This window comes from Candidatus Cloacimonadota bacterium (genome assembly GCA_028706475.1).
In the GTDB taxonomy this organism is placed as follows: domain Bacteria; phylum Cloacimonadota; class Cloacimonadia; order Cloacimonadales; family Cloacimonadaceae; genus UBA5456.
This window is the reverse complement of record JAQWBI010000004.1, coordinates 15,386-40,062: the sequence shown is the minus strand read 5'-3', so window position 1 is coordinate 40,062 and position 24,677 is coordinate 15,386. Positions and strand designations below refer to the sequence as shown.

The window sequence follows — 24,677 nt, the reverse complement described above, 5'->3', positions numbered from 1 at the left end:
AATGCTCATGGAACATAAAAGCTTCGATATCTTTGAACTACTGAGGATCATGGCGGAAAATCGCAAGATGATCATCGCGATTGTGTTAATTGTAGCCATCGCGGCAGTGATTTATAGTTTGTTGACTCCACAGATATTCAGTTCCAGAGCCAGCTTCTTCTCTGTGGGAGATCAATCCTCGTCACTACCGATAAATATACCTGGGCTTTCCGGCGTTGCGGCAAGTCTGCTTGGTTCCGAGGGCTCCCCAAATGCGGAGAATCTCACTACAGTGATGAGATCACGAACCTTTGCCGAAGACCTCATCCGGGAGTTCAAACTTATCGATTACTTTAAACTTACTCATCCCGACAGCCTGAGAAATCTGGACGATGCCATAGAAAAGTTGAGAGGCAAGATGTTCTCTACCGGCTACGACGATGCCAGCGGATTAATCTCCATCAAGATAAGTTCAAAGGATAAACAGCTTTCTTTGGATATGGTGAATTACCTCTTGCAGAAATTGGATAAATACAACAGAGAGCAGAAAGTAACACAGGGTAAGCTAAACCGTCAGTTTCTGGAAGGTAGAGTGAAAGAGATAGAGGCTAGCCTGGATTCTCTGATCGAGCGCAGCCGGGAGATGGGAGAGAGCACGAAAGTGGTGCATCTGGAAGCCCAGGGCGAAGCAATTATCAAATCTTATACCGAGTTGATCGCAGAAGGTATGAAAGCAGATCTAGACCTGGAAATGGCAAAGGCCAATTATGGCGAAAACAGCCCGGTGATGCAAGCGGCAATATTGCGTAGAAACAGCATCCAAAAGCAGATTCGAGACCTGGAAGAAAACAAGAATACACCAGAGTATCTGCTGGATATGGGCAAACTGCCTCAGATCACTGCCGATCATCTGCGACTGGAGATGAACATGCAGATAAACCGTACTCTGTATGAATACATCTATCCGCAGTATGAAGCAGCGCGCCTGGTGGAACTGAAGGATATGCCCACCATAGATATCCTGGATGCCCCGCGCCTGGCGGGTCGAAGAGATTACCCCAAGCGAGCGATAATCTGCATCATATCTACTCTGGTGGCATTCGTCTTTGCCGTAGCCGTAGCTTTGCTGATTGAGCTGTTCAAACGCAATAAACACCGCGTAAGTGCGATAACGAACAGTCTGAAGAAATGATACTCTCTGGTATCTCAGCTCAAAGGAGCAAATGGCATGACTAAGTTTCAAGCCTTGGTGGACATCGTTGCAGCGTTAAGGGACAAGGATAATGGTTGTCCCTGGGATATAAAGCAGACTCATGAATCTCTGGTTCCAAACTTCATAGAAGAACTTTACGAAGTGGTTGAGGCCATCGAAGACAAGGATTATGGTGCCTTGCGGGAAGAACTGGGTGATCTCATGCTACACATTGTGTTTCAAGCTCAGATCTCTTCCGAAGAAGGAATCTTTGAGATGACGGATGTATTGGAGGCGATCTGCAACAAGCTTGTACACCGTCACCCCCATGTGTTTGCTGATGTTCAGGTGGATGATGCTGAAAGTGTGAAGATGAATTGGGAACGCATCAAGAAACAGGAGAAGAAGGAGCGGGAAAGCGTGTTGGACGGTATTCCGCGCGCACTGCCTGCTTTGATCCATGCTCAACGGATCCAGGAGAAGGCTGCCTCGGTGGGCTTCGATTGGCAGGACATGAAGCCGGTCTTGGAAAAGATAGAGGAAGAGCATGAGGAATTGCTGGAAGCACTGGCTCAGAACGACCAGGATGCCATTAGTGAGGAATTGGGAGACTATCTGTTCAGCATCGTTAATCTGGCTCGAAAGCTGAACATAGACGCGGAAGCTGCTTTAAAAGCTACCAACCGCAAGTTTTACCGTCGATTCCGCTATGTGGAAAGCCAATACAACGAGGACGAAATCCATGAAGCAAGCCTTGAGGAACTCGATTCCCACTGGGAATCGGCCAAAACCAAGTAACCGTTTTCATCATCTCAGAGTATACATAGTACTTGGCTCGCTATTCATCTTTGTATTCTTTGCGATATACACTCAAGTGCTCATCCAGAAAGCAAAAACAGAGCAAGAGTACGTTCCCCGCATATTTGCCCGCTACATTGCCTATACCGATGGCTATCTGAGAGTGGCAGAGAAGTATGCCCAATTGCTTACCGAAGTAAGCTCCAAATACCTTCAATTCACTGCACAACGAGATTTTCAACAGCAGCTATGGGATTATATATCCACCGAGTTTATGCAGGAGAATCCGATCCCTATCATTGTGACGGATGATGATTTTTTGCCCTTGGTATGGAAGAATGTAGGAGTTAGCCCAGACAGTCTTTACGAAGAGTTGTCCGAAGCATCAAAGGCCAGATTGGAAGAGCATATATCCAAAATGGTGCAAACTCCGTTGATCGACGAGGGGACTCTTACCGGATATGCTTTTTACAGTAAGCCAATATCCTTTGAGCAGTTTATAAAGAACATAGATTACGAGATCATAGTAACCGATCGTAACCGCGAACCGCTCTTTTGGCGCAATGTAAATGTAGATGAAACAGCCCGCTTTCACCAATTGCCGATCGCTGATCAGTTTGATCTGCTCTCCCGGCAATCATCCATGACCGAGATCCCGCTGCTGAACGAACAAGATTCCATGGGCTACATCTACTTCAGCAATCCCCAATCTCTGTCTTATATCCGCTACATCATCATCCTGGAACTCTTTTTGGCGCTGATGGTAGTTTTCTTTGGCAGTTATGGCTTTCTATTATTGAAACGCAGCGAGAAAGACACTCTGTGGGTAAGTCTGGCCAAAGAAACCGCCCATCAATTCGGAACTCCCATTACATCGCTGATGGGCTGGATAGACTATATGGCAGAGAGTCCCACGGAAGGAGTAGAACGACCGGATATGCCACAGATATTGAACTTCATGCGGGGAGATCTGGAGCATTTACGCAACATCGCCTCCCGCTTCGGTAAAGTGGGCAGCATCACAAAGTTGGAGCCTCACAATCTACATCAGGTTCTCTTTGATGTGGTGGAGTATTTTCGTCATCGTATGCCGCACTTGGGTTCTCGTATCGATATCCATCTGATCAGTAAAATCGAGCAAATAAATGTGATGATGGATGAGGAATTGATCAAATGGACTTTGGAAAACCTGATCAAAAACTGTGTGGATGCGATGTCCGGTAAGGGCGGCAATATCATCCTGACTGCCACCCAGAAGGATCCCTATGTGTATATCCAAATCCGCGATGAAGGCAAAGGCATTCCCCGCAGAGAATGGAAAAAGGTCTTTGATCCTGGAGTGACCAGCAAAACCAGAGGTTGGGGGCTGGGGCTCAGCCTGGCAAAGCGCATCATAGAAGAATACCATCAAGGTAGGATCCGCGTGGTGGAAAGTGCGATCAACGAAGGTACCACCATCGAGATTAAACTCTTTAATGCCGATCACTTCAGGAGGTGAGTATGGAACGGATTCTTTCCCGCACAGAAATGCAAGCTATCGACAGAAAAACCATTGACGAATTTGGCATTCCATCCCATGTATTGATGGAGGTTGCGGGAGCTCGCTGCGCCGATCATATTATGAGGGAGTATCCTGATCAGGTACAGGATGGCGTGGTAGTGCTTTGCGGAACAGGCAACAATGGCGGCGATGGCTATGTAATTGCCCGGCATCTTTTTGCCTTTTGTCCCGAAATTCTGATATTCAGTCTGGGGACAGGTAAGATGAGCGAAGAAAGCAGAAACAACCGTTTACTATGCGAAAAGCTGGATATTCCTATCTTTGATATCAACTCTCAACGAGACTTGCGGGGATCGGTGCTTGAAGCTATCGGAGTGATCCCTGTTCTGATTGATGCAGTCTTTGGTATCGGTTTCAAAGGGGATTTGCCGCCTCTGATACATAATGCTTTTACCGCATTCTCCAGCATGGCGGAAGTGGTGGTAGCCATAGATATTCCATCCGGATTGGACGCAGATAATGGCAATGGGGAGTGCATGAAAGCAGACCTTACGCTTGCCATCGAAGAGCTGAAGTATGGCCATATCCTGCAAAATGGCTGCCTCCGCTGTGGAAAGCTCTTACGCATACCCATCGGTATTCCCGAAATCTACAAGGAAGACACCGCTGCATACATATACAATGAGTGCATCCTGCCTGAACGTCCTGCTAATGCACATAAGGGGGATTTTGGCAGAGTGTACATCTTTGGCGGAAGCCCGGGTTATGTGGGTAGCGTCCGTCTATCTGCAAGATCCGCTTTACGTAGTGGAGCAGGATTGGTGCATATCTGCTCCCGCAAAGAAGTAATTTCGTTCTACACCGCAGCATGCGATGAGGTGATGAATTTTGCCATTCCCGAAACCAGTAAGAATATGCCTTGCCAAAAGGAGCTGAAAGAGCTTCTCAAGCGTGCCGACGCCATTTGCATCGGCTCCGGAATGGGCTTGGACGAATATGCCTTGCACCTGCTAAGCATCATTCTGAAATATGCCGAATGTCCTTGTGTGATAGATGCCGACGCCATCACGTTACTGGCGCAAAACCGGGACTTGATTCCACTCCTGAAACTAGGTAACTTTGTGCTAACGCCGCACAAGGCGGAGTTTTGCCGATTGGCGGGGATATCTCTACAGGATTTGGATGCAGATCTCATCGCCCGCTTGAACGAAGCTCAGGCGGCATGGGGCTGTGCAATCCTGTTGAAGGGGCATAGCAGCCTGTATGCAGACGGGGATAAAACTCTGGTGATCCGTGCCGGGAACGACGCTTTGGCCACCGGGGGCAGCGGAGACCTTCTGGCAGGCATCATAGCGTCATTTGCTGCCCAAAATCTGCCCCTATATCAAGCTGTTTGCTCGGCTGCCCTGCTGATGGGTAGCACCGCAGAAAGATTGTGCCGGAAGCAGCATTCATATTCCGTGTTACCCGGAGATATCATCGAACATTTGGGAGATAAAGATGCATAAACTTGCTAAGATAAATACCCCCGTTTTCTGGGCTGAAGGGCATCCCGGGGCTTTGGATAGGGAAAACTGGAAGCTGGAGATTTGCGGACTTTGCGAGAATCCCGTCAAGCTTAGCTGGCAGGATTTGCAGGAGTTTCAGGTAGAAACAGTTAATGCCCGGCTCACCAGCGTTACCCGCTGGTCTGTGTATGGTGCCTGGACGGGAGTGAGGATCGCAAACCTGCTGGATCACGCAAAAATACTTTCCGGGTGCCGCTATCTGCGCTTTTGGTCGGTGGGAGATGTGTATGACACCTCGATTCCTCTGGCAATAGGGCAAAAGGAACGCTCACTGGTTGCCTGGGCATTCGACGGAGAGCTCTTGGACGAGAATTATGGCGGACCAATCCGTGCTTTTATCCCCTATCTTTGGGGCTACAAATCTGCCAAAAGCATCATTAGAATTGAACTAATGGATCATTATATACCCGGATTCTGGGAGATACGTGGCTACACAGACAGTGGCGAGATTGAAGCAGGTGTATGCCGGGACATTAATGATGACGGCGCTTTGAAGCACATTCCCGGTGGGGAAGTGATAGAATTTAGCTAATGAAACTCTGGATTACATATCTGCGCGCCATTGGAGCGATGTTCTTCTGGGCTATCACTTTTGTATGGTACAAAATCGCTTTCGAAACCTACCGTCCTTATGAAATTGTGTTTCTACGCTTATTTCTGGCCTCAGTCCTGCTCTTTGGACTGATGGTCATTAGTCGGCATTGGCAAAAGATGCAGGCTAAAGACCTATGGCGCATGATGATAGTGGCATTCTTTGAGCCTTTTCTGTACTTCAATGGAGAGGCAAATGGCATGCAGTTCGTTTCAAGCTCGATGGGCAGTATCATCATTGCCACGATCCCCATTTTCGCAGCTATCGGTGCCTGGCTCATCTTGAAAGAAAAGCTAAGCATCTACGTAATTATGGGAGTGATAGTTTCCTGCTTGGGTGTAGGGATTATGAGCTATGGCAGCGGAGACTTGTCTGCTACTCTAAAGGGAGTCAAGTTTTTGGGACTGGCAATCTTTGGTGCGGTGGGCTATAGCCTCACAGTGCGCCCGCTTACTTTGAAATACAGCACACTGACTATTGTGGCATATCAGTCTTTTTTCGGAGCTCTGTATTTCTTGCCCATGTTCCTGATCTTTGATGGCAATCATTTCTTTATGGTCAGTCATTCCCTCAGAGGTTTGACAACTATCGTCGCAATGTCGCTGTTTGCTACCATAGGAGCCTTTGTGCTGTACACAGACGTAATCCGCAGCTTGGGTGTAGCAAAATCCAATATCTTTACAAACCTGATCCCCGTCTTTACGGTTGTGCTGGCGTTTTTCATTCTGGGAGATCCCATCGGGATTCGCACTATAGTGGGGCTGGCCCTCACTTTGCTGGGATTGGTACTTTCACAATATAATGACCTTAAGCGTTTGAAACAGCGTTATCTGAAGGGAGACATACTTGAGCGCAACTGAGGTCATGTCAAGCTTGGGGTGGCATTTTCCATATTGCTACAGCGACTCCTCTTTCCCTTTGTTTGATGCAGTGATGAAGCTGATATCAAGGTGTTATCATCCTGTGCTCACTCGATGATAACCCGATAATATCAGGTTCACCAATAGATGATTCTCTGGGGGAGAAGGGTGGTGTAGTGCCGGCGCTCGCTGTAGCGCCGGATATAGGCGGAACAGCGTCCGCTTGTACCTGTGAAAGATGAATTATAAAAAGCTCTACCTTAGAAATACGCTCGCCTTGGAGACTGCAATTTGTTCTTGACGTATATGCGGCTTTTTGATTCTGTATTATAGCTAAAGAAATTGATTATAGACATCATGAGAATAAGGAAGATACATCATGCGCAAGTTAATGCTAATTATGTCGCTTATCTGCATCCTGGCCACTCTAGGAGGACTAAGAGTTAGCGTGGATACATATCCGGGAAACAGGCATGAGTACAGCAGTGAATACACTCTGATGCTGGAGCCTGGCAGACCTATGCTGCACTACTATCAATTGCGCGTGCTTTTACCCTACGGCGAAAAGTATGACACAGCGGAAATCAGTTGGGGGCAATCCAGCAATCTGGGCAGAGACATATACATTGATTTTGCCAAACAGCAAGAGCCGATATCTTCCACAAACATATATACCGAAACCACTGCCGATCCACAAGTGTATGAACGCAACGATTTTTATCCCTACAAGGATTTTGACTATCTGGGAACTCAATACTATTGCGGTTACGCTATTGCGCTCTTCAATGTGTATCCCATCCGCTACAATCCCGTAAGTAGGGAACTGATTGCCTACGATTCTTTTGAACTGTACCTGCACGGCTCGTTTGATCCTTCGGAAGCAGAGCGGCAATCCCTATTCTCATCAAAGCACCCACAGACGCTTCAAATCCTGCAAGATATGATTCATAACCCAGAAACCATCAGTACTTACAGCAATGCTGCCCAAAACCGTTATGCAAGCCGCAATCTGGACCCTGCAGACGCAAAACAGATGATCGTGATCACCAGTGCTTCCCGCATTCCCTGGTTTACAGAATACATCAGTTGGCGCGAAAGCAAAGGCATCAGCACGGGCATCTATAGCACGGAGTTTATCTATGCGAATTATGACGGTGTGGACAACGCTGATAAAGTGCGCAACTTCATAATAGATGCGTATCTAACTTCCCTGGGCACCTCCAATCAACTGGAATATGTGATCTTGGGCGGTGACGATGAAGTGGTACCGGAACGCGGAGTGTTTGGCAGAGTGGGCTCTACAGAGGACAATCACATGCCTTCGGATCTGTATTACAGCAATCTTGATGGCACTTGGAATGCAAATGGTAACGAAATCTATGGCGAGATGCAGGATGATACGGACTTAATCCCGGAATTGCATATCGGCCGCTTTCCTGCAGAGACTTTGGCTGAATTCCAAAACATCTTCAACAAAATCACGTATTATGTAGACAACAGTACTTATAGCAACAACATCGCCGTTTTCTTCGGAGAAAATCTGAATCCCGATCCACTCACTTGGGGCGGAGATTACAAAGATGACGTAGCCCAGTATCTTCCTGATGAATATGCCTTTAGCACACATTATGAACGGGATGGTTCGTACAGCGGTGCATATGTGGTGGAGAGCATCAATAATGGTGCGAACGTGATGAATCACATGGGACACTCAAACGAGACCTTCCTGATGGGACAAGGTAACAACTCTGTTTCTCTGCTTCAAAACACAGAATATGGCTTTCTGTATTCTCAGGGGTGTTATCCTGCAGCCTTTGACCAACGCACTTCTGGAGACGGAGAGAGCATTGGCGAACATTTGCTGACATCATCAGGAGCATTGTTTGCCTTTGTAGGCAATACTCGTTATGGGTGGTATATGCCCGGTGGCATCGATGGTGCCAGCCAGTATTACGATCGACAGTTCTTTATTGGCCTGTATCAAATGAATATGCGGGAATTGGGGAAAGCTCTTACATACTCCCGAGAACAAAACCTGAATGCAGCTCTCACAAACGATGTGATGCGCTGGTGCTACATGGAGCAAATACTCTTTGGCGATCCCTCTGTGGAGGTAAAACTACCCAATCCCAGTTTGCCGATGCTGAGTCTGGAAAGCTACAGTATCGATGACTCTCTGGGCGATACGGACGGAAACATCAATCCCGGTGATATCATCAGTGTAAAGCCTGTGATATCAAACGCTGAAGGATGGGGAAACGCCTATGATGTATCACTTCGGATCATAGCTATGCCGGTGGGAGTGGAGCCTATGGATTCATGCATCATAATCAGCGAGTTACAACCCGGAGAGCAATCAAATGAAGATGTGGCGCTCACTCTGCAGCTTCCGCAGGACTGCGGTTTTGGAAACTATACGTTGAGGTTGGCTCTGGAATCTTTTGATCCTATCAGTCATCTTACAACGGGCATAAAGCATTATGATATCACTTATGAGATTACTTTGATAGATGCAGAATTCCCGTATGAGACAAGCAGCGCCGGCAATTCCGCACCGATGGTGGTGGATCAGGATGGAGACGGCGACAATGAAATTTTGTATCTTGACGTGTTTGGCATCGTCCATGTGGTGGATGGGGATGGGCAAGAGGTCTCTTCTTTCAGTACGCCTGAAGAGATTTATATAACTTCCAGCGCAGCGATGGGTCAGATCGACGACGAAGCCGGCGACGACATCGTGATTCTGGATCGCAGAGGTAAAGTATTTGCCATTTCTTTAACCGGATATCTGATCTTCAGCTACGACACACAGACAACCCTTCTCTTCAGCCCCGTGATTGCCGATCTGGATGGCAACTCTAGCAATGAGATTATATTTACCGGTATGGATAACAAACTGTATGTATTAGACAATCAAGGAAACGATTATCCGGGATTTCCCATGATACTGAACGGTATAGTCATGACGAATTTGGCAGTGGGAAAATTGAGTCCTGAAGGTCCCATGCAGATTGTGGCAGGACTGGGTAATGGCGGTCTGGTGGTCGTAAATCCCGATGGCAGTCAAAATCCGGATTACGCACTCAATCTTGATAGCGCAATCAACGGAAGTCCGGTGATTCTGGACAACGGGAAGATTGCTTTGGGCACCTCCAGCAATACCTATCTGATAGGACCGGAAGGGATCGAATTCAATATCGCGACCAGCTTCAGAATCCTGGGAGGGTATATCACTGCGGATATCAACCGGGATGGCTCTTTGGATATTGTCTGCGTATCAAATCGGGGCACTTTATATGTGATATCTCAAGACGGAGAGCACATCAACGGATTCCCTGTAAATACAGGAGTAATCTTCAACTGTCCGCCATTGGTAGCAGATGTGGATGGAGACACTCAATACGAGATCATCCTGCATAGTAGCGTGAACAACATATATATCTTCAATCACGACGGTAGTATGATGCCCGGCTATCCTTATCTTACTTCATATATCGGAGCTACTCCCGGAACTTTAGTGGACTTCCATAATAATGGCAATTTCAACTTGATTACCGGATATTCCCAGGGAGTCCTGCTGAGCAATCTTCGTTCTGAAGTAAACAACCTCACACCTTGGACAATCTTCCGTGGAGCTTTGAACCGCCAAGGGTCTTTTGCTGCCACGGGATATGTGGACAACGATGATGATGTACAGACTCCAGCTACGAACCACCTGGCACAAAACTACCCCAATCCTTTTAATCCCCACACCACAATCGCGTTTGACCTAAGCAAGCCACAGAACCTCAGACTGGATATCTACAACACCAAGGGGCAATTGGTACGCAATTTGGTAAACGGACACATGAGCGAGGGTAATCACAAAGTGACATGGAATGGCACTGACAACACCGGCAGAGCGCTGGCCAGCGGTTTGTATTTCTATCGTCTGAAAAGCGAGAGCTTCAGCTCCACGCGCAAAATGTTGCTGTTGAAATAGGAGATTAGATGCAGGATATAGCCAACAATATCAAAGACATACAAGAGCGTATCGGGCAGGTATTGCTTCGATGCGGCAGAGAAGCCGATCAAATAACTCTGATAGCAGTAACCAAGACCCACAGTGTGGAAGCAATGGAATTAGCCCTTAAAAACGGGGTGTCCCACATCGCGGAAAACAAGGTACAGGAAGCCATGCGCAAGCTGCCGATGATGCAAAATAAAGACTTTTACTTCCACTTCATCGGCCATCTGCAGACAAACAAGATCAATCAACTGCTCAGCTTGAAACCCTACCTCATTCAAAGCATAGATTCCGTGTATCTGGCAGAGAAACTGCACAAGGCTTTGGGACGCACAAATCGCAGCCAGGATATTTTGATCCAGGTTAATACTACTGAAGAGGAGCAGAAAAGCGGAGTGAACTTCGGTAATGCCGAAGAACTGCTGTGGAAGATAGCCTCGTATTCCACTCTAAGAGTGAGAGGATTGATGACCATCGGCAAGCTGCATCCCGATCCGGAGATCAGCAGGCCGTATTTCCGGCAGTTGAGAGAACTTTTTGAAAAGGTGCGCACAGATCTTCCGGCAGGCTTTGACTATCTCTCCATGGGCATGAGCCACGATTGGGAAATTGCCCTGGAAGAAGGGGCAAATATGTTGCGCATTGGCAGTGCCATCTTTGGTGAACGATATTACGGGGAGGATAGATGATATTCCTGGTAGCCGCCCTCTTGTTTCTGATAGCCTATCTCTATGGCAGCTATTCCACCGCAAGGATCATCGCCAAAAACTTCCGTTCACTGAATATATATAAAGTGGGTACAGGACTGGCCGATACCGAAAACATCTATACAAACATAAGTAAACCCATGGGAGTGCTGGTTGGAGCAATAGATCTCAGCAAAGCCTACCTGTTTTTATTGGTTGTGGAGTTTATCCTGCGCCTTTTGGATATGCACAGCCACTTTCTGGATATCAGCATTTTATACAGCCCCAATCTGATGTTGCTCTACGGAATAGGGATGCTCATCGGTCATTGCCTGCCAGTTACACACCGTTTTCGGGGTGGCCGCGGGATCTTTACCTATATGGGCTTCTTTGCCTACTTCGCTTTTCTGCCGATGGTTATCACTGCGGCAGTGGCGGTAGTCCTGGTGATGCGTTTCAAGCAAATCCGCTTTGCCCAATATACCATCGTGATTTTACCGGTAATCCTCTTCCAATTCTTTTTTTATCTCACCAATCTGTATCAGGGCAGTTTACCCCCTTATTTCAATTCCATTCTCATTGTGAACGCTTTCTTGATGGGGGGATTGAACTTCGTGGTATCCAAACGCTTAGGAGAGTTTTGAGGTTTCTATGATCAAGATAGTACCAGTGGAGAGTAAAAAGCACTTAAAAAGCTTTATAATGTTGCCATTCAGATTGTACAAAGATGATCCTGCCTGGGTACCTCCTTTGATACCGGATCAATACAAATTCTTCAATGCCCAGAAGAATCCCTATTATTTCCACTCTGAGGTTCAACTCTTTTTAGCGATAGACGATTCCCGGGTGATAGGCCGCATCAGCGCCCACACCAACACTCAACATCAAAAGGAGCATAAAGAGGATATCGGCTTCTTTGGCTTCTTTGAATGTGAAAACGATGCACACGCTGCAGAAATGCTCTTTGATGCTGCGGCGCAGTGGAATCGGAAGAAAGGCTTTGCAGCCATGCGCGGACCGATGAACTTTTCCGTGAATCAGGAAGTAGGCCTTTTGATAGATGGTTTTTCCGATCCTCCCATGGTGATGATGCCTCATGCCAAGCCCTATTACGCAGAGCTGTTTGAGCATTGTGGGCTTGTTAAAACCATGGATCTCTATGCCTACCTTAGCGAGCGTAAAGATATACCGGAGCGTGTACAGCGACTTGCTGCAGCCATTGAGCGCAGGGCCGGAGTCTCTATTCGCAGCCTTTCTAAAAACAAGAAGCAGCTACGCAAAGACATCGAGACCGTATTTGAAATATATACAAGAGCCTGGGAATACAACTGGGGCAATGTACCCATGACCAAAGCTGAATTCGATCACATCGTGGATGAATTGCTGCCTCTGGCTGATCCCGAATTGATCTTCATCGCTGAGAAAGACGGACATCCTGCAGGATTTTCACTGGCCATGCCAAATTATAACGAGGTTTTGAAGGTAATGAAAGGCAGAGTAAATCCCATCACCGTCATCAAAGCTATGCTAGCCCAAAAGAAGATCGGCAGCGCCAGAGTAATTACCATGGGACTCGTCAAAAAGTATCAGGGCCGCGGGATCGACACTCTCTTCTATTACTATTCATATAAAAACGGGCTGCCCAAGGGCTTCTTCCGTGGTGAATTCTCCTGGGTGTTGGAGAACAACACCATGATGATTCGCATAGCCGAGATGCTGGATGCCAAAATCTATAAAACCTATAGAATCTATGACAAACAAATCTAAATCACTACTTTCTGCCATTGATGTGATTACACTGGCCTACGTAGGCTGGATATTGCTGTATATGACCATCGGTTTTCAACGCACCTCGAATGCCCTTGTCCACATCCCGGCGATGCTTTCTATTGGAGTGGGAATCCTGTTTATGGCTTGCTGGCATCGCAATATGGATAGCTTGAAGCATCCCCGTTTGTACAATGCACTCAGCCTGATTCGGGGATTGTATCCCGTTACCCTCTTCGGATACTTCTATACCAGTGGCCATGTCTTCAATCGCATCATCTTTTCAGATTGGTTGGATCCCTTCTTCATGAATATCGATCTGAGCCTGTTCGGTTATTTGCCTTCGATGGTGTGGGGAGAAAGCTATGACCATATCCTGATCAGCGAGCTGTTTCACTTCGCCTATTTCTGCTATTATCCCATGATAGTGGGCTTGCCGCTTTATCTGTATTTCAAGAAACCGGAAGGCTTTCGGGAGTTGATCTTCAACCTCTGCTTCGTGTTCTATCTCTGTTACTTTATCTACAGTATCATCCCTGTGATCGGTGGTCGGTTCATTCCTGAGGCGATGGAGCTAACCCGTACGTATCGGGGAGGCCCATTTACCCATATAATGGTATTCATCTACCGTCACAGCAATCACTTGGGCGGTGCTTTCCCGTCTTCCCATATTGGTGTAACCATCGTGCTTACCATTGCCGCTTTGCGGCACGCTCGTAAATTGGGTTATCTCTTTCTTCCCATTGCCTTCTTCCTTAGTCTGGCAACGGTTTACTGCCATTATCATTGGTTCATAGACGCTGTGTTTGGTGTCTTTATCGGAGTGGGTGGCTACTATCTGGCAAATTACGTTCATCGCAAACTGCAAGGAGTTCTTTAGATGAGACACACAATCCTGTTGCTTATGACGCTCGCTCTGGCTACACTGTATGCCCAAAGCCCCCTGCCGATTACCAGCTACGATTATGCCATCCCGGAAAACAATGTATCTCCCATAGCTTTGGGTACGGGCGGGATGAACGTCACCGATGCGGCAGACCCCTTAGTGTCTTATGGCAATCCGGCGCTCCTGGCCAATAGCGAAAGCACCATTTTGTACATGGCATACAGATTTGCCGGTGATGATGATGTGCGCTTCGCTGACGCAGTAAAGGTAAGCAACTTTCTAAAAGAGAAACAATTCAAGTATTTTACTTTGGCAGCAAAACAGGTAGCCTTCTCTTACCAGCCCATGGCATCGGTCAACATCAGTGAATTCAATCCCGTCACCCAAAAAAGCTTGTACTATGACTACAAAATGGACAAGGTCCAATTGAGCTTTGGCATTACGGACAAAAGCTGGCCTGATATCGCTGCCGGTGTAAACTTGAAATACCTGAGCGGCAGGTTGGTGTACCTGGAAGAACACTTGGATGGATCACAGTTTGTAAGAGACCACTTCATTGACGACAAGGTGAAGGGCTTCAGCACGGACTTAGGCCTTAGCGTCCAAAGGGGAAACACAGTGTTTGGTTTAAGTGCCTACGACCTGGTGTCCCGTTTGTGGTGGGAAAACTATCCGGCAAAGAGTGTTCAGCGCCGTATTGCCACAGGTATCCAATTTAATTCCGGAACATCAAAGACCAGTTTCGGTATTCAGAGTAAGATCTCCAGTAAACCCGAAACAACCTATCACGTAGGTTATTGCTACAATGTGGATTGGGACACAAGCAGTCTCAGCAGTGACCAAACAGTGAAACAAGGTTTGGATGTCCGTTTAGGAGCTTACAGCGAAGATTTTTACGGTGCCAACAACATCAATTTTACTCTGGGTTCAGGATATTATTACAAGATGTTCCGTTTCGATTTCTCGCTCAATTCCAAAGGGTTAAAGCTCGCTGACAGTGAATTTTTGTTTTCCCTGGGATTGGGATTCTAGGTCATGTTTGAACTCTCTTTCCTGAATGCTGGATTACTGTATTTTGCAGCTGCAACTGTCTTGCCGTTGCTAATCTGGCTTTTAGCAAAGAAGAAACCACACCGCATTATATTCTCCTCACTGCGCTTTATCAAAGAGAGCCGGGAGCATGAGAAAAAACGCAGTAAGATCACGAACATCATCCTCCTTATCCTGCGGATGCTGATCATTCTGCTGCTATGTCTGGCTATTGCCCGCCCCATGCTGGTTTCATCTGCTCTGAAAGATTCGGACAAACATCCTCCCACCGCTCTTGCCATTGTATTGGACAATTCCTACAGCATGGACTATGTTGAGGATAGACTTAGCAGGCTGGATCTGGCGATTCGCGCCATAGAGCGTATCAATGCCAAAGCCAGCCCGGAGGATCGCCTTATACTGGTAACCCGGGATGAGGCTTTCAATGCCCTCCATGCCCAGATCTATGCCAAAGAGATCCCTCCGGAAAGCCTAAAAAGCATCTCTTGGAGCCATGAACCGATGGATTGGCCTCAGACCCTGGCTTTTGCGGAATCCCGCTTGGAAGAAGCGCAAATGCCCAATCGCGAGATCTATCTGATTAGCGATCTGGTAAACGAGAACATCGAGTATAAGAGTTCCATTCCTCTTGTCTTGATTCCCGTCTCGGAAAAGGAACCGCGCCAAAACCTTTCCCTGTCTGATGCCCGGGTATTGCCTCAGATCGTGGACCGCGCCAAACAACAGACGATAGAATTTACTCTCACAAACCATGGCTCTGCTCCAAGGGACGAAGTGCTGGTTCAAGCTGTAGTGAACGACATCAAGGTGGGAGAGCGCTTCGTAAGCCTCGCTGCCCGCCAAAGCATGAAAGAAAGCATCAGCTTCGAACTGCGCGATACCGGCTGGCAATCCGGTTATATAGAAGTAATGGATGAGTATCTCTCTGCGGACAACCGTAGTTATTTTGCTTTTGAACACTATCCCAATCCCCGGATCGCAGTAGTGGGAGATGCAGGCTTGCCTCCCCAGCTCCGCAGCATTCTGCGTGTGTTTAGTGGTAGCGATCCCATCCGCATTGATCCTTCAGCGATAAACCTGCAGATGCTTGATGATTACCAACTCTTGCTCTTTTACCCCTTCGAAACACTTAGTCCCCGTCACAAAGAGCTTTTTGCCGAGATGGACAGACGTGGCATGGGTAGCCTAATCTGTCCCGGACCCCGCTTGGGACGCGATACCAAGACCTGGCTGGAAAAGCGGTTCAACCTGAAACTGGGCGATTTCGTATCTGGGCCTGCCAGCATAGACTTCGTCTCTCCCCATCATCAAGCCAGCGCATTGATTGCAGATAAGAACCTCAGGTTTTCGCAGGTTAGTTCTCATTGGCAGGCATCTTCGGCAGCGTCCCCCCTGATCTCCGCGTCGAGTAAGGCACTGGCTGTTACGAATGCAAATTCAGCACTCTGGTTGTGGGACTTGGCCGCCGACTCGCCCTTTTTTTCCGATCCTGCCTTTGCCGTGTATGCCTATCGCCAGCTCTCAAGCCTGATGAATGCAGATGTGCCGGTTACCGAGCTGAAAGTGGGAGACCTCATCAGAGCTAATGCGCTAGAATTGCCGGACGCAAGCCGAATTGATCTGGCAAATCCCCTGTTCAAAGCTAGTGATCCCGGCATCTACACTCAAAATCCGGACAGTCCCAGAGCCGCAAAGCTGGCCGTAAACATCAGCTATCTGGATAGCGATACTATACCGGGAAAAGTCCCAAAGAATTTCACACTTTTGGGCGAAGATTTCGAAGACAAGCTCTTTATGTCCCGCTTGGGCAAGGATCTCTGGAAAAGCCTGCTAATCCTGGCGGGGATTTTAATGTTGACTGAAATCGCCCTGATCAAGTATCTGGAATACAAGTCTTTAAAACAAGGATTACAAAATGATATTGGAAAGAATAGATAATCCCGACAAAATTCACGCGCTCACAAATGAAGAACTGCGGAACCTGGCTCAGGAATTGCGCGACCGCATCATTTCCGTGGTTGCCAAAACCGGCGGACACATAGCTCCCAGCTTGGGCACAGTCGATTTTACCCTGGCTTTGTTAAATGTGTTTAATCCCATGAAAGACCGCATTGTGTGGGATGTAGGGCATCAAAGTTATGCCTGGAAGATCCTCACCGGACGCAATGAACGATTCGACACCCTGCGTCAATACGGCGGTTTGAGCGGATTTACAAACATCCACGAAAGTCCTTACGATGCTTTCAGCACAGGGCACAGCAGCACTTCGATCTCCGCGGCTCTGGGCATGGCTGCCGCCCGGGATCTGAAACAAGAGCATTTCCACAGCATTGCCGTAATCGGAGACGGTGCGCTTACCGGCGGTATGAGCTTCGAAGCCCTGAACCATGCAGGGCATTTGCAACCGGATAACTTCATTGTGATCCTGAACGACAACGCCATGTCCATCTCCAAAAATGTGGGCGGATTGCAGAAATATATGGCTCGCATGTACGCCTCCAAAAGCTACAATACGCTCAAGAAACAGATCTGGGATCTCAGCGGGAGCTTGCCCTCCAGCATCCGTCGCCGCTTTATCTACGGTGCGCAAAAGCTGGAAGAATCCATGTTGAACATCCTGGTGCCAAATATCATTTTCGAAGACCTCGGCTTCAAGTATGTAGGTCCCATCGACGGTCACGACATTCCGCATCTAATAACCATCATGAAGCGGGTAAAGAACTTCATGGTTGGCCCCGTATTGATTCATGTGGTTACGCAAAAAGGCAAGGGTTATACTCCTGCGGAAAATGATGCCTCCACCTTCCATGGCATCGGCCCCTTCGATGGGCAAAGCGGCAAGACTGCCAGCAGTGGCAGTAAGAGTTACAGTGATGTGTTCGGCGATACTTTGGTGGATCTCGCCGCAACCAATTCCGACATCGTCGCCATCACTGCTGCTATGAGTGCAGGAACCGGGCTTTCCGGTTTTGAAGCCAAATATCCCGAGCGTTTCTTTGACGTGGGGATCGCCGAACAGCATGCATTAACCCTGGCTGCCGGAATGAGCACCAGAGGGATCAAAGCTTTTGTAGCCATATATTCCACCTTCGCTCAACGCGCTCTGGATCAGATCATCCACGATGTGGCCCTACCCAAACTACCCATCGTACTTTGCCTGGATCGGGCTGGTTTGGTGGGGGAAGACGGTGCCACACATCATGGAGCCTTCGATCTTTCCTTCCTGGCAGGGGTGCCAAACCTCACAATTCTTGCTCCCTCATGTGCAGAAGAGCTACAAGCAATGCTCACTTGGGCAGCATCTTACAAGGAAGGTCCGGTCGTGATTCGTTATCCTCGCGGGAAGGCTCTGTACCGTAGTATCTATATTGATGCTTTCGAGCCCGGCAAAGCGGAAATCATCAATTCTGCAGACGATCTCTCCGATCCGCCCTATGCTTTTGTTACCGTAGGAGATGCACTTTCTCTGGCGATCGATACTGCCAATATCCTGAAACGCGATGGTTGTAGTCCGCTAATTGTAAATCTCCGCAGTGTCAAACCTTTGGACGAGAATGTACTACATGCTTTGGGCAAGGCCTGTAGTCATATTTTTACCTTCGAGAACAACTCCATCATCGGCGGAACCGGTGGGCGCATCGCCCAGATCCTCTCGGAAAGCCAAGCACGAGTAGTCAATTTTGGTTATCCGGATTACTTCATCGGCCATGGCGACACTCAAAAGCTGAAGGAAGAAATCGGTTTTACTGCGTCCCATCTCGCCGAAGCGGTTCGGCAGCATCTGTGAACGACACTATCTGTGCGCTTATTACCGCTCCCGGCACTGCGTCGATATCTGTGATCAGAGTATCGGGCCCCGCTACTTTTCCTGTGGTGGCTTCCTTTTTTGACCGGCCGGATAAGCTGCACAATGCGAGCTCGCACAGCCTGGTTTTCGGTACCTTTCTGGATGCAGAAAAGAGGCCTGTGGATGAGGTACTGCTATCAATTTTTCGTACTCCGAAGAGTTATACCGGAGAGGACATTATAGAGATCAGCTGTCATGGTAATCCCCTTATTGCCGATCGCATCCTGAGCACTTTACTTACCCGCACGCGTTTGGCAAATCCAGGGGAGTTCACGCTACGGGCATTTTTGAACAATAAGATGGATCTCAGCCGTGCTGAAGCGGTGAACGACCTAATCGTGGCCAACAGTTCTAAAGCCTCAGAGGCAGCGTTGATGCAGGTAAAGGGCTATCTGAGCCGGCATCTGCAGGAGCTTTTGGACGAGATCTCCGATGCCCGTCTGCGCTGTGAATTGGCGATAGATTTTTCCGATCAGGATTTGCCGCAGATTGATCTGGATGATCTTGCTGCCAGGATTCGCAATATCCGGGACAAAGCCTCGGCTTTACACGAAGAAGGCAGTCATGCCCGTAAACTGCGTGAGGGCGTCAGGATATGCCTGGCAGGAGCTCCAAATTCCGGAAAATCATCGTTATTCAACGCATTTCTCAAACAAAACCGGGCTATTGTAACTCCCCATCCCGGAACCACGCGGGACTACTTGGAGGAATCGTTCTCACTATCCGGATATCCCATCGTACTGGTGGACACTGCCGGCCTCAGGGAAAGCAAGGACAGTATCGAGCAGGAAGGAATATCACGCTCTTATGAATTGATGAAAACTTCTGATTTTATCCTTTTCTTGTATGAAACGGAAGCACCAGAATTACCTTTTGGGATTCAGCAATTTGAACAAAAGATCATCTATGTGGCCAGCAAAGCCGATCTTTTCCCCGCTCGTAAGCTTCCTGCCCGGCATGTGCCCTGCTCAACAGTGACACCGGACGGATTGGAGCAGCTGTCTGGAGTAATCCTGGAAGGTTTGAAGATGCCATCACAGATACTGGAGCGCCCGTTAGTCACTAATGCCCGGCATTTGGCAGCCCTCAGCCGTTGTCTTGAAGCCTTGGGAATGGCGGAGAATGCTATAAAAGCTGATGCTGGATTTGAATTTGTGGCTAGTGATTTGATCTCAGCGGCATCGGCCTTGGAAGACATCTTGGGTGTGGTTCCCACAGATGCGCTTCTAGGCAGGATATTCGACAACTTCTGCATTGGGAAATAGCTGGATGTCCACGTCCTGCCCTCTGTAACAAGTAGTGCCGAAGCAGATATAATCGGGTAATCATCGAGTGACCACTAGATTGTTATAGCTTGATATCTGCTTCAAAACCGGATAATCTATAAAGCAGGCTTGGCAGACGGAGATTTCTCTTCCCCGGGATGCTTATAGCACAAATAGTTACACCGTGCATTTGAAAAAATAGTCATATTTCGCAATTTTGTTTGACACATCATTGCACTTGAGATTATATGCACCAAAGTATAATTCTACGAGGAATCAAATGAAGATATTAGTTCTAAACTGTGGCAGCTCATCCATAAAGTATCAATTAATCGATATGAAAACCCGCGATGTAATGGCTGAAGGGATAGTTGAAAAAATTGGAGAAGACATCGCATTTTTCACATATAAAAGTCCCATTTACACGAAGAAGAAACACAAGATGGTTATCGAAAACCACGAACAAGGTCTTCAATTGATTCTTGATGAATTGGTGGACAGCAGCCATGGCGTCTTGAACCATTTGCACGAGATAGACGCGGTGGGGCACAGATTGGTGCATGCCGGAGAGTATTACTCCGATGCCGTGGTGGTTACGGATCATGTGGTGGAAGTGATGCAGGATTGCGTATCGCTGGCACCCTTGCACAATCCCGCCAACCTGAAGGGAATAGAAGCTGTGCGGACTGCCATGCCGGATTGCCCACAGTGTGGTGTGTTTGACACGGCTTACCATCAAAGCATGCCGTCAGAAGCCTATCTCTACCCTCTGCCGCTGGAATTTTATCTGGAACATAAGATTCGCCGCTATGGTTTTCACGGAACCAGTCACAAATATGTAAGCCTGAAAGCAGCTGAATTTTTGCATAAAGACATTGAAGACATGAAGATAATATCCTGCCATATAGGTAATGGTGCTTCCATCACCGCCATCGATGGGGGCAAATCCATCGACACTTCCATGGGTCTGACTCCGCTGGAAGGTTTGATGATGGGCACCCGTTGCGGCGATATCGATCCTGCAATCCCCATCCACATGCAACAGGCCTTGGGCCTTAGCGTGGATGATGTGAATAATATCCTGAACAAAAAAAGCGGGATGCTGGGTCTTTCACAAGTCTCCAACGATATGCGTCAGATCGAAGATGAGATCCTGATCCGTAAGAATCCCAAAGCTATTCAGGCTCATGATGTCTATTGCTATAGGATCAAGAAATACATCGGCAGCTATATCGCCGCTCTGAATGGAGTGGATGTGATCATCTTTACCGGAGGTGTGGGAGAAAATATGTCCATTCTCAGAGAGCAGGTTTGCAGAAATCTGGATGCCTTGGGAATCACATTGAATTTGGCAGAGAATGCCCGTTTTACCGACGATATCCAAGTGCTTAGCACACCGGAATCCAAAGTAACAGTGCTGAAAATACCTACGAACGAAGAATTGATGATTGCTCTGGAAACACAGAGATTGATCAACAAAGAATGAGCAAAATGCTCACATGTATCATACTTAAGCAGGGGTTTGTTTGAATGAGAAAACTTAAGACCAGTTTTTATCGGATGCTTTATGACCAATCTCCGGTGTCGCTTTGGGTGGAGGACTTTTCGGATGTATATAGCTACATTCAAGCGCTTCGAAAAGATGAAGTGAAAGACATCAAAGCTTATTTCCGTACTTATCCTGAAAAATTCCATGAGTGTACGGCAAAACTGAGGATAGTGGATGTAAACAGTACCACTCTGAGGATTTTTGGTGCATCCAGCAAACAGGAATTGCTGAACAACATCCATAAAGTCTTCAGAGCCGAAGCGGGAGAAAGTGTCCTCGCCTCTATAGTGGCGATTTCCGAAGGCCGAAAAAGCTTTGAGGGACAAGTTATAAACTACGACCTAAACGGTAATGCCTTACATTTCAGAATATCCTGGAGTATCCCCGGTGATGCGGAAGAGGACTTCAAGCGAGTGATCGTAGCCATGCAGGACATCACCGGCTTGGATAGAATCCGCAAAGAACTGGAAGAACGCGAAGCGCTGTTCAGATGCATATTTGAGCAGGTATCTGAAGGAATGATGCTGCTGGATGAAAAGGGGAAGATCTTTTTGGTGAACCATGCTTTGGAAAACCTGAGCGGACTAAGCGCATATATGCTGGTTGGAAGCTCCATTAAAGATTACTTTACCACCTTCAGCAAAACAGTGAATCTGACCTCGGGAAATGATCTGGTAGAACAAGAACTGATGGATTTCTTTGTAAAACCGCCATCAGAACACAGAAACATAGAGTATAGCTTCTTTGACACCAGGCACAAGTTGCACGATCATAGACTGGCATTGGTTCCCATCAACAGCGCAAAAGAAAAGCTCTATGCAGCAGTCTTTTCTGACCTTAGCCCGATTCGCAAATCTGAACGGGTTACAGGAATCTTGCATCAAATCTCCCACGCTGTAAATACCGAGTGTAGCCTGGACGATCTCTTTTATACCATCCATCAAGCTCTATCGCAAGTGCTGGACGTTACAAACTTCTATATTGCGTTGTACGATAAACGCAGCAATATCATCACATTCCCCTATCTGGTCGACGAGATGAACGAGGATTCCAGCCCTGTGGAAGCAGACAACAATACCTCGCTTACCGCACAGATTATCTCGGAAGAGCGCACTCTGTTGCTATCGGAACAGGGAATTTGTGATCGTACTGCAGACAAGGGTTTCTTGGGTGTAATCTGCCGCAACTTCCTGGGAGTTCCGCTGATGCTGGCCGGGAAAGTGATCGGAGCCATTGTGGTGCAATCCTATCAACGAGGTGATCTCTACGACGATGATGACCGCGTGCTGCTGGAATCGATCTCCGAACAAATCGCCTACGCTTTGAATAAAAAACAGGCAGACGAGAAGATAAATGTGCTCTTCCAAGCTATTGAACAGGCGGGAGAAGGCATTTTGATCTTTAGCCCTCAAGGCAATATCCAATATGTGAATACCATTTTCGAAAGGATCACTTCCTATCGGCGTATTGAGCTTTTGGACCAGCCCTTTGAATGCCTCCCCTTCGATGCGACCAGTCGCAAGGAAATGCAGCAATCCTGGCTGCGAGTACGCTCTTCTCAACCCTGGCGCGGGAAAGTGGATATGATCCGCAAAGACAGCAAGAAAATCACTCTGGATATGGTCGTGAAGCCGGTTATCGATCAAGAAGGCATTCTCTCCAGCATCATTGCCAGCTGTAAAGATGTTACTTACGAGATCATGCGGGAAGAACAGCAGAAACGCACGCAGCGCCTGGAAGCAATCGGACGCCTCACCGGAGGCATCGCTCACGATTTTAACAATATCCTCTCCGCCATTATCGGTTACACGGAATTAGCCGGAGACGATCTGCCTCCGGATAGTGACGCTGCACTGAACTTGGTGGAAGTACTGAAAAGCTCTACCAGAGCCAAGGAAATGATCTCTCACCTGATCTCTTTCTCGCGTCAGGAAGAATCCAAGACGGAGGTCGTGGAACTGGTGGATCACGTAAAAGAATCAGTACGCTTCCTTCGCAGCTATCTACCACGTTCAATTAAGATCAAAGAGAATTATACAACAGAACGCAGCACGGTAATCGCCGTACCCGGACAGATACATCAGATCATCATAAACTTGGGCACAAACGCTATGCATGCGCTGCATAAAGATGGTGCCGAACTAAGTGTCGCAGTGGAAGTGGTAAACTTCAAATCCCAGGATATGCAGGCTTTTCCGGAGTTAAAACAGTGTCAATACCTCAAGGTGACAGTCAGCGACAACGGAACCGGAATCGATCCCGCTATCATGGATCATATTTTCGATCCCTATTTTACTACTAAGAGCAATAATGAAGGCACCGGGCTGGGACTCTCGATCGTCCATAGTATCGTGCAATCGCATCATGGAGCGGTGAGAGTGGACAGTACATTAGGAGTCGGTACCAGTTTCTACATCTATATTCCCGTTTACACGCCGGACGAATGGCATACTCACAAACAAGAAGACGAAGAAGCCATGGATATCGGTGGAACAGAGACTATTATGTTTGTGGATGATGAGCCGGCATTGGTGAATGTATTCCGTCAGGGCTTGATGCGCCTTGGTTATAAGGTGGAAGGTTTTACCGATCCTCGTAAAGCCCTGGAGTACTTCGAGAAATACCCGGATAAAGTTGATATGCTGGTAACAGATACGACGATGCCCTATATAAACGGAGTCGATTTGGCGCAACGGTTGATGGCAATGAAGCAGGGTCTTCCGGTGATTATCTGCACCGGATTCACTACCCTGATCTCCGTGGATGATGCCCGGGAAAAAGGCATCAAGGACTTCATTATGAAGCCATTCAAAATCCGTGATATAGCTACCAGCATTCGTGACGCTTTCAACGGAGAGGAGAAAAGTGCGAATTGACCTGCTGATGAACAAGCTGTGCCTCACTAAAACGCGCAGCATCGCCAAAAATGCCTGCGACAAAGGCTTGATATTGGTGAACGGTAAAGCAGCCAAAGCATCCCTGATGGTAAAAGCAAATGACATTGTGGAGATGAAACTGTACGGTTATCTGCATCAATTCCGCATCAAGGAGTTACCTATGGGGAATGTATCCAAAAAGGATGCTGGCAACTATTATGAAATGCTGAAGCGGGAGCCTCTGGAATAGGCAAA

The 24,677-nt window shown here is 47.7% G+C and carries 18 protein-coding genes; all 18 read left to right on the top strand.

Going from position 1 to position 24,677, the window contains the following annotated elements; genetic code table 11:
* The first annotated feature begins 7 nt into the window (after nucleotides 1-7).
* The 18 genes from PHF32_01820 to PHF32_01735 all read left to right on the top strand — a co-directional run bounded on the left by PHF32_01820 (nucleotide 8) and on the right by PHF32_01735 (nucleotide 24,672).
* Complete coding sequence (locus tag PHF32_01820; protein ID MDD4559470.1) at nucleotides 8-1,171, top strand: Wzz/FepE/Etk N-terminal domain-containing protein; 1,164 nt, start codon at nucleotides 8-10, stop codon at nucleotides 1,169-1,171.
* 36 nt (nucleotides 1,172-1,207) lie between these two features.
* Complete coding sequence (gene mazG / locus PHF32_01815; GenBank protein MDD4559469.1) at nucleotides 1,208-1,969, top strand: nucleoside triphosphate pyrophosphohydrolase; 762 nt, start codon at nucleotides 1,208-1,210, stop codon at nucleotides 1,967-1,969.
* The gene (locus tag PHF32_01810) at nucleotides 1,914-3,467 is read left to right on the top strand and encodes a HAMP domain-containing sensor histidine kinase (protein ID MDD4559468.1); all 1,554 of its coding nucleotides are present in this window, start codon (nucleotides 1,914-1,916) and stop codon (nucleotides 3,465-3,467) included. The genes mazG and PHF32_01810 overlap by 56 nt, the downstream gene beginning before the upstream one ends.
* A gap of 2 nt (nucleotides 3,468-3,469) precedes the next feature.
* Complete coding sequence (locus PHF32_01805) at nucleotides 3,470-4,978, top strand: NAD(P)H-hydrate dehydratase (GenBank protein ID MDD4559467.1); 1,509 nt, start codon at nucleotides 3,470-3,472, stop codon at nucleotides 4,976-4,978.
* Complete coding sequence (locus tag PHF32_01800) at nucleotides 4,971-5,570, top strand: molybdopterin-dependent oxidoreductase (GenBank protein MDD4559466.1); 600 nt, start codon at nucleotides 4,971-4,973, stop codon at nucleotides 5,568-5,570. Before PHF32_01805 ends, PHF32_01800 begins: the two co-directional genes overlap by 8 nt.
* Nucleotides 5,570-6,490 (top strand): DMT family transporter, encoded by a 921-nt coding sequence (locus PHF32_01795; protein MDD4559465.1) that lies wholly within the window; start codon nucleotides 5,570-5,572, stop codon nucleotides 6,488-6,490. Before PHF32_01800 ends, PHF32_01795 begins: the two co-directional genes overlap by 1 nt.
* Nucleotides 6,491-6,869: 379 nt before the next feature.
* Nucleotides 6,870-10,472, top strand: coding sequence for a C25 family cysteine peptidase (locus PHF32_01790; GenBank protein MDD4559464.1), 3,603 nt, complete (start codon nucleotides 6,870-6,872; stop codon nucleotides 10,470-10,472).
* An 8-nt stretch (nucleotides 10,473-10,480) separates the two neighbouring features.
* Nucleotides 10,481-11,185, top strand: coding sequence for a YggS family pyridoxal phosphate-dependent enzyme (locus PHF32_01785; protein ID MDD4559463.1), 705 nt, complete (start codon nucleotides 10,481-10,483; stop codon nucleotides 11,183-11,185).
* Complete coding sequence (locus PHF32_01780) at nucleotides 11,182-11,826, top strand: glycerol-3-phosphate acyltransferase (protein ID MDD4559462.1); 645 nt, start codon at nucleotides 11,182-11,184, stop codon at nucleotides 11,824-11,826. Before PHF32_01785 ends, PHF32_01780 begins: the two co-directional genes overlap by 4 nt.
* 7 nt (nucleotides 11,827-11,833) lie before the next feature.
* Nucleotides 11,834-12,949 (top strand): GNAT family N-acetyltransferase, encoded by a 1,116-nt coding sequence (locus tag PHF32_01775; GenBank protein MDD4559461.1) that lies wholly within the window; start codon nucleotides 11,834-11,836, stop codon nucleotides 12,947-12,949.
* Entirely contained in the window at nucleotides 12,933-13,829 is an 897-nt protein-coding gene (locus tag PHF32_01770; GenBank protein ID MDD4559460.1) for a phosphatase PAP2 family protein, read from the top strand. The genes PHF32_01775 and PHF32_01770 overlap by 17 nt, the downstream gene beginning before the upstream one ends.
* Nucleotides 13,830-14,867, top strand: coding sequence for a hypothetical protein (locus PHF32_01765; GenBank protein ID MDD4559459.1), 1,038 nt, complete (start codon nucleotides 13,830-13,832; stop codon nucleotides 14,865-14,867).
* Between the two features lie 3 nt (nucleotides 14,868-14,870).
* Nucleotides 14,871-16,823, top strand: a complete 1,953-nt coding sequence (locus PHF32_01760; GenBank protein MDD4559458.1) for a BatA domain-containing protein — start codon at nucleotides 14,871-14,873, stop codon at nucleotides 16,821-16,823.
* Nucleotides 16,801-18,672 carry a 1-deoxy-D-xylulose-5-phosphate synthase gene (dxs, locus tag PHF32_01755; GenBank protein ID MDD4559457.1) on the top strand — a complete coding sequence of 624 codons (1,872 nt, stop codon included), beginning with the start codon at nucleotides 16,801-16,803 and terminating at the stop codon, nucleotides 18,670-18,672. The genes PHF32_01760 and dxs overlap by 23 nt, the downstream gene beginning before the upstream one ends.
* Entirely contained in the window at nucleotides 18,669-19,997 is a 1,329-nt protein-coding gene (mnmE, locus tag PHF32_01750) for a tRNA uridine-5-carboxymethylaminomethyl(34) synthesis GTPase MnmE (GenBank protein MDD4559456.1), read from the top strand. Before dxs ends, mnmE begins: the two co-directional genes overlap by 4 nt.
* Before the next feature lie 280 nt (nucleotides 19,998-20,277).
* Nucleotides 20,278-21,483 carry an acetate kinase gene (locus PHF32_01745; protein MDD4559455.1) on the top strand — a complete coding sequence of 402 codons (1,206 nt, stop codon included), beginning with the start codon at nucleotides 20,278-20,280 and terminating at the stop codon, nucleotides 21,481-21,483.
* 44 nt (nucleotides 21,484-21,527) lie between these two features.
* A complete protein-coding gene (locus PHF32_01740) occupies nucleotides 21,528-24,422 on the top strand; it encodes a PAS domain S-box protein (GenBank protein ID MDD4559454.1) in 2,895 nt (964 codons plus the stop codon).
* A complete protein-coding gene (locus tag PHF32_01735) occupies nucleotides 24,412-24,672 on the top strand; it encodes a S4 domain-containing protein (GenBank protein MDD4559453.1) in 261 nt (86 codons plus the stop codon). The genes PHF32_01740 and PHF32_01735 overlap by 11 nt, the downstream gene beginning before the upstream one ends.
* Nucleotides 24,673-24,677 lie beyond the last annotated feature (5 nt).

Coding starts and splice junctions, on each gene's coding strand:
- PHF32_01820 (MDD4559470.1), top strand. CDS start 8: ATGGAACATAAAAGCTTCGATATCTTTGAACTACTGAGGATCATGGCG.
- mazG (MDD4559469.1), top strand. CDS start 1,208: ATGACTAAGTTTCAAGCCTTGGTGGACATCGTTGCAGCGTTAAGGGAC.
- PHF32_01810 (MDD4559468.1), top strand. CDS start 1,914: ATGAAGCAAGCCTTGAGGAACTCGATTCCCACTGGGAATCGGCCAAAA.
- PHF32_01805 (MDD4559467.1), top strand. CDS start 3,470: ATGGAACGGATTCTTTCCCGCACAGAAATGCAAGCTATCGACAGAAAA.
- PHF32_01800 (MDD4559466.1), top strand. CDS start 4,971: ATGCATAAACTTGCTAAGATAAATACCCCCGTTTTCTGGGCTGAAGGG.
- PHF32_01795 (MDD4559465.1), top strand. CDS start 5,570: ATGAAACTCTGGATTACATATCTGCGCGCCATTGGAGCGATGTTCTTC.
- PHF32_01790 (MDD4559464.1), top strand. CDS start 6,870: ATGCGCAAGTTAATGCTAATTATGTCGCTTATCTGCATCCTGGCCACT.
- PHF32_01785 (MDD4559463.1), top strand. CDS start 10,481: ATGCAGGATATAGCCAACAATATCAAAGACATACAAGAGCGTATCGGG.
- PHF32_01780 (MDD4559462.1), top strand. CDS start 11,182: ATGATATTCCTGGTAGCCGCCCTCTTGTTTCTGATAGCCTATCTCTAT.
- PHF32_01775 (MDD4559461.1), top strand. CDS start 11,834: ATGATCAAGATAGTACCAGTGGAGAGTAAAAAGCACTTAAAAAGCTTT.
- PHF32_01770 (MDD4559460.1), top strand. CDS start 12,933: ATGACAAACAAATCTAAATCACTACTTTCTGCCATTGATGTGATTACA.
- PHF32_01765 (MDD4559459.1), top strand. CDS start 13,830: ATGAGACACACAATCCTGTTGCTTATGACGCTCGCTCTGGCTACACTG.
- PHF32_01760 (MDD4559458.1), top strand. CDS start 14,871: ATGTTTGAACTCTCTTTCCTGAATGCTGGATTACTGTATTTTGCAGCT.
- dxs (MDD4559457.1), top strand. CDS start 16,801: ATGATATTGGAAAGAATAGATAATCCCGACAAAATTCACGCGCTCACA.
- PHF32_01745 (MDD4559455.1), top strand. CDS start 20,278: ATGAAGATATTAGTTCTAAACTGTGGCAGCTCATCCATAAAGTATCAA.
- PHF32_01740 (MDD4559454.1), top strand. CDS start 21,528: ATGAGAAAACTTAAGACCAGTTTTTATCGGATGCTTTATGACCAATCT.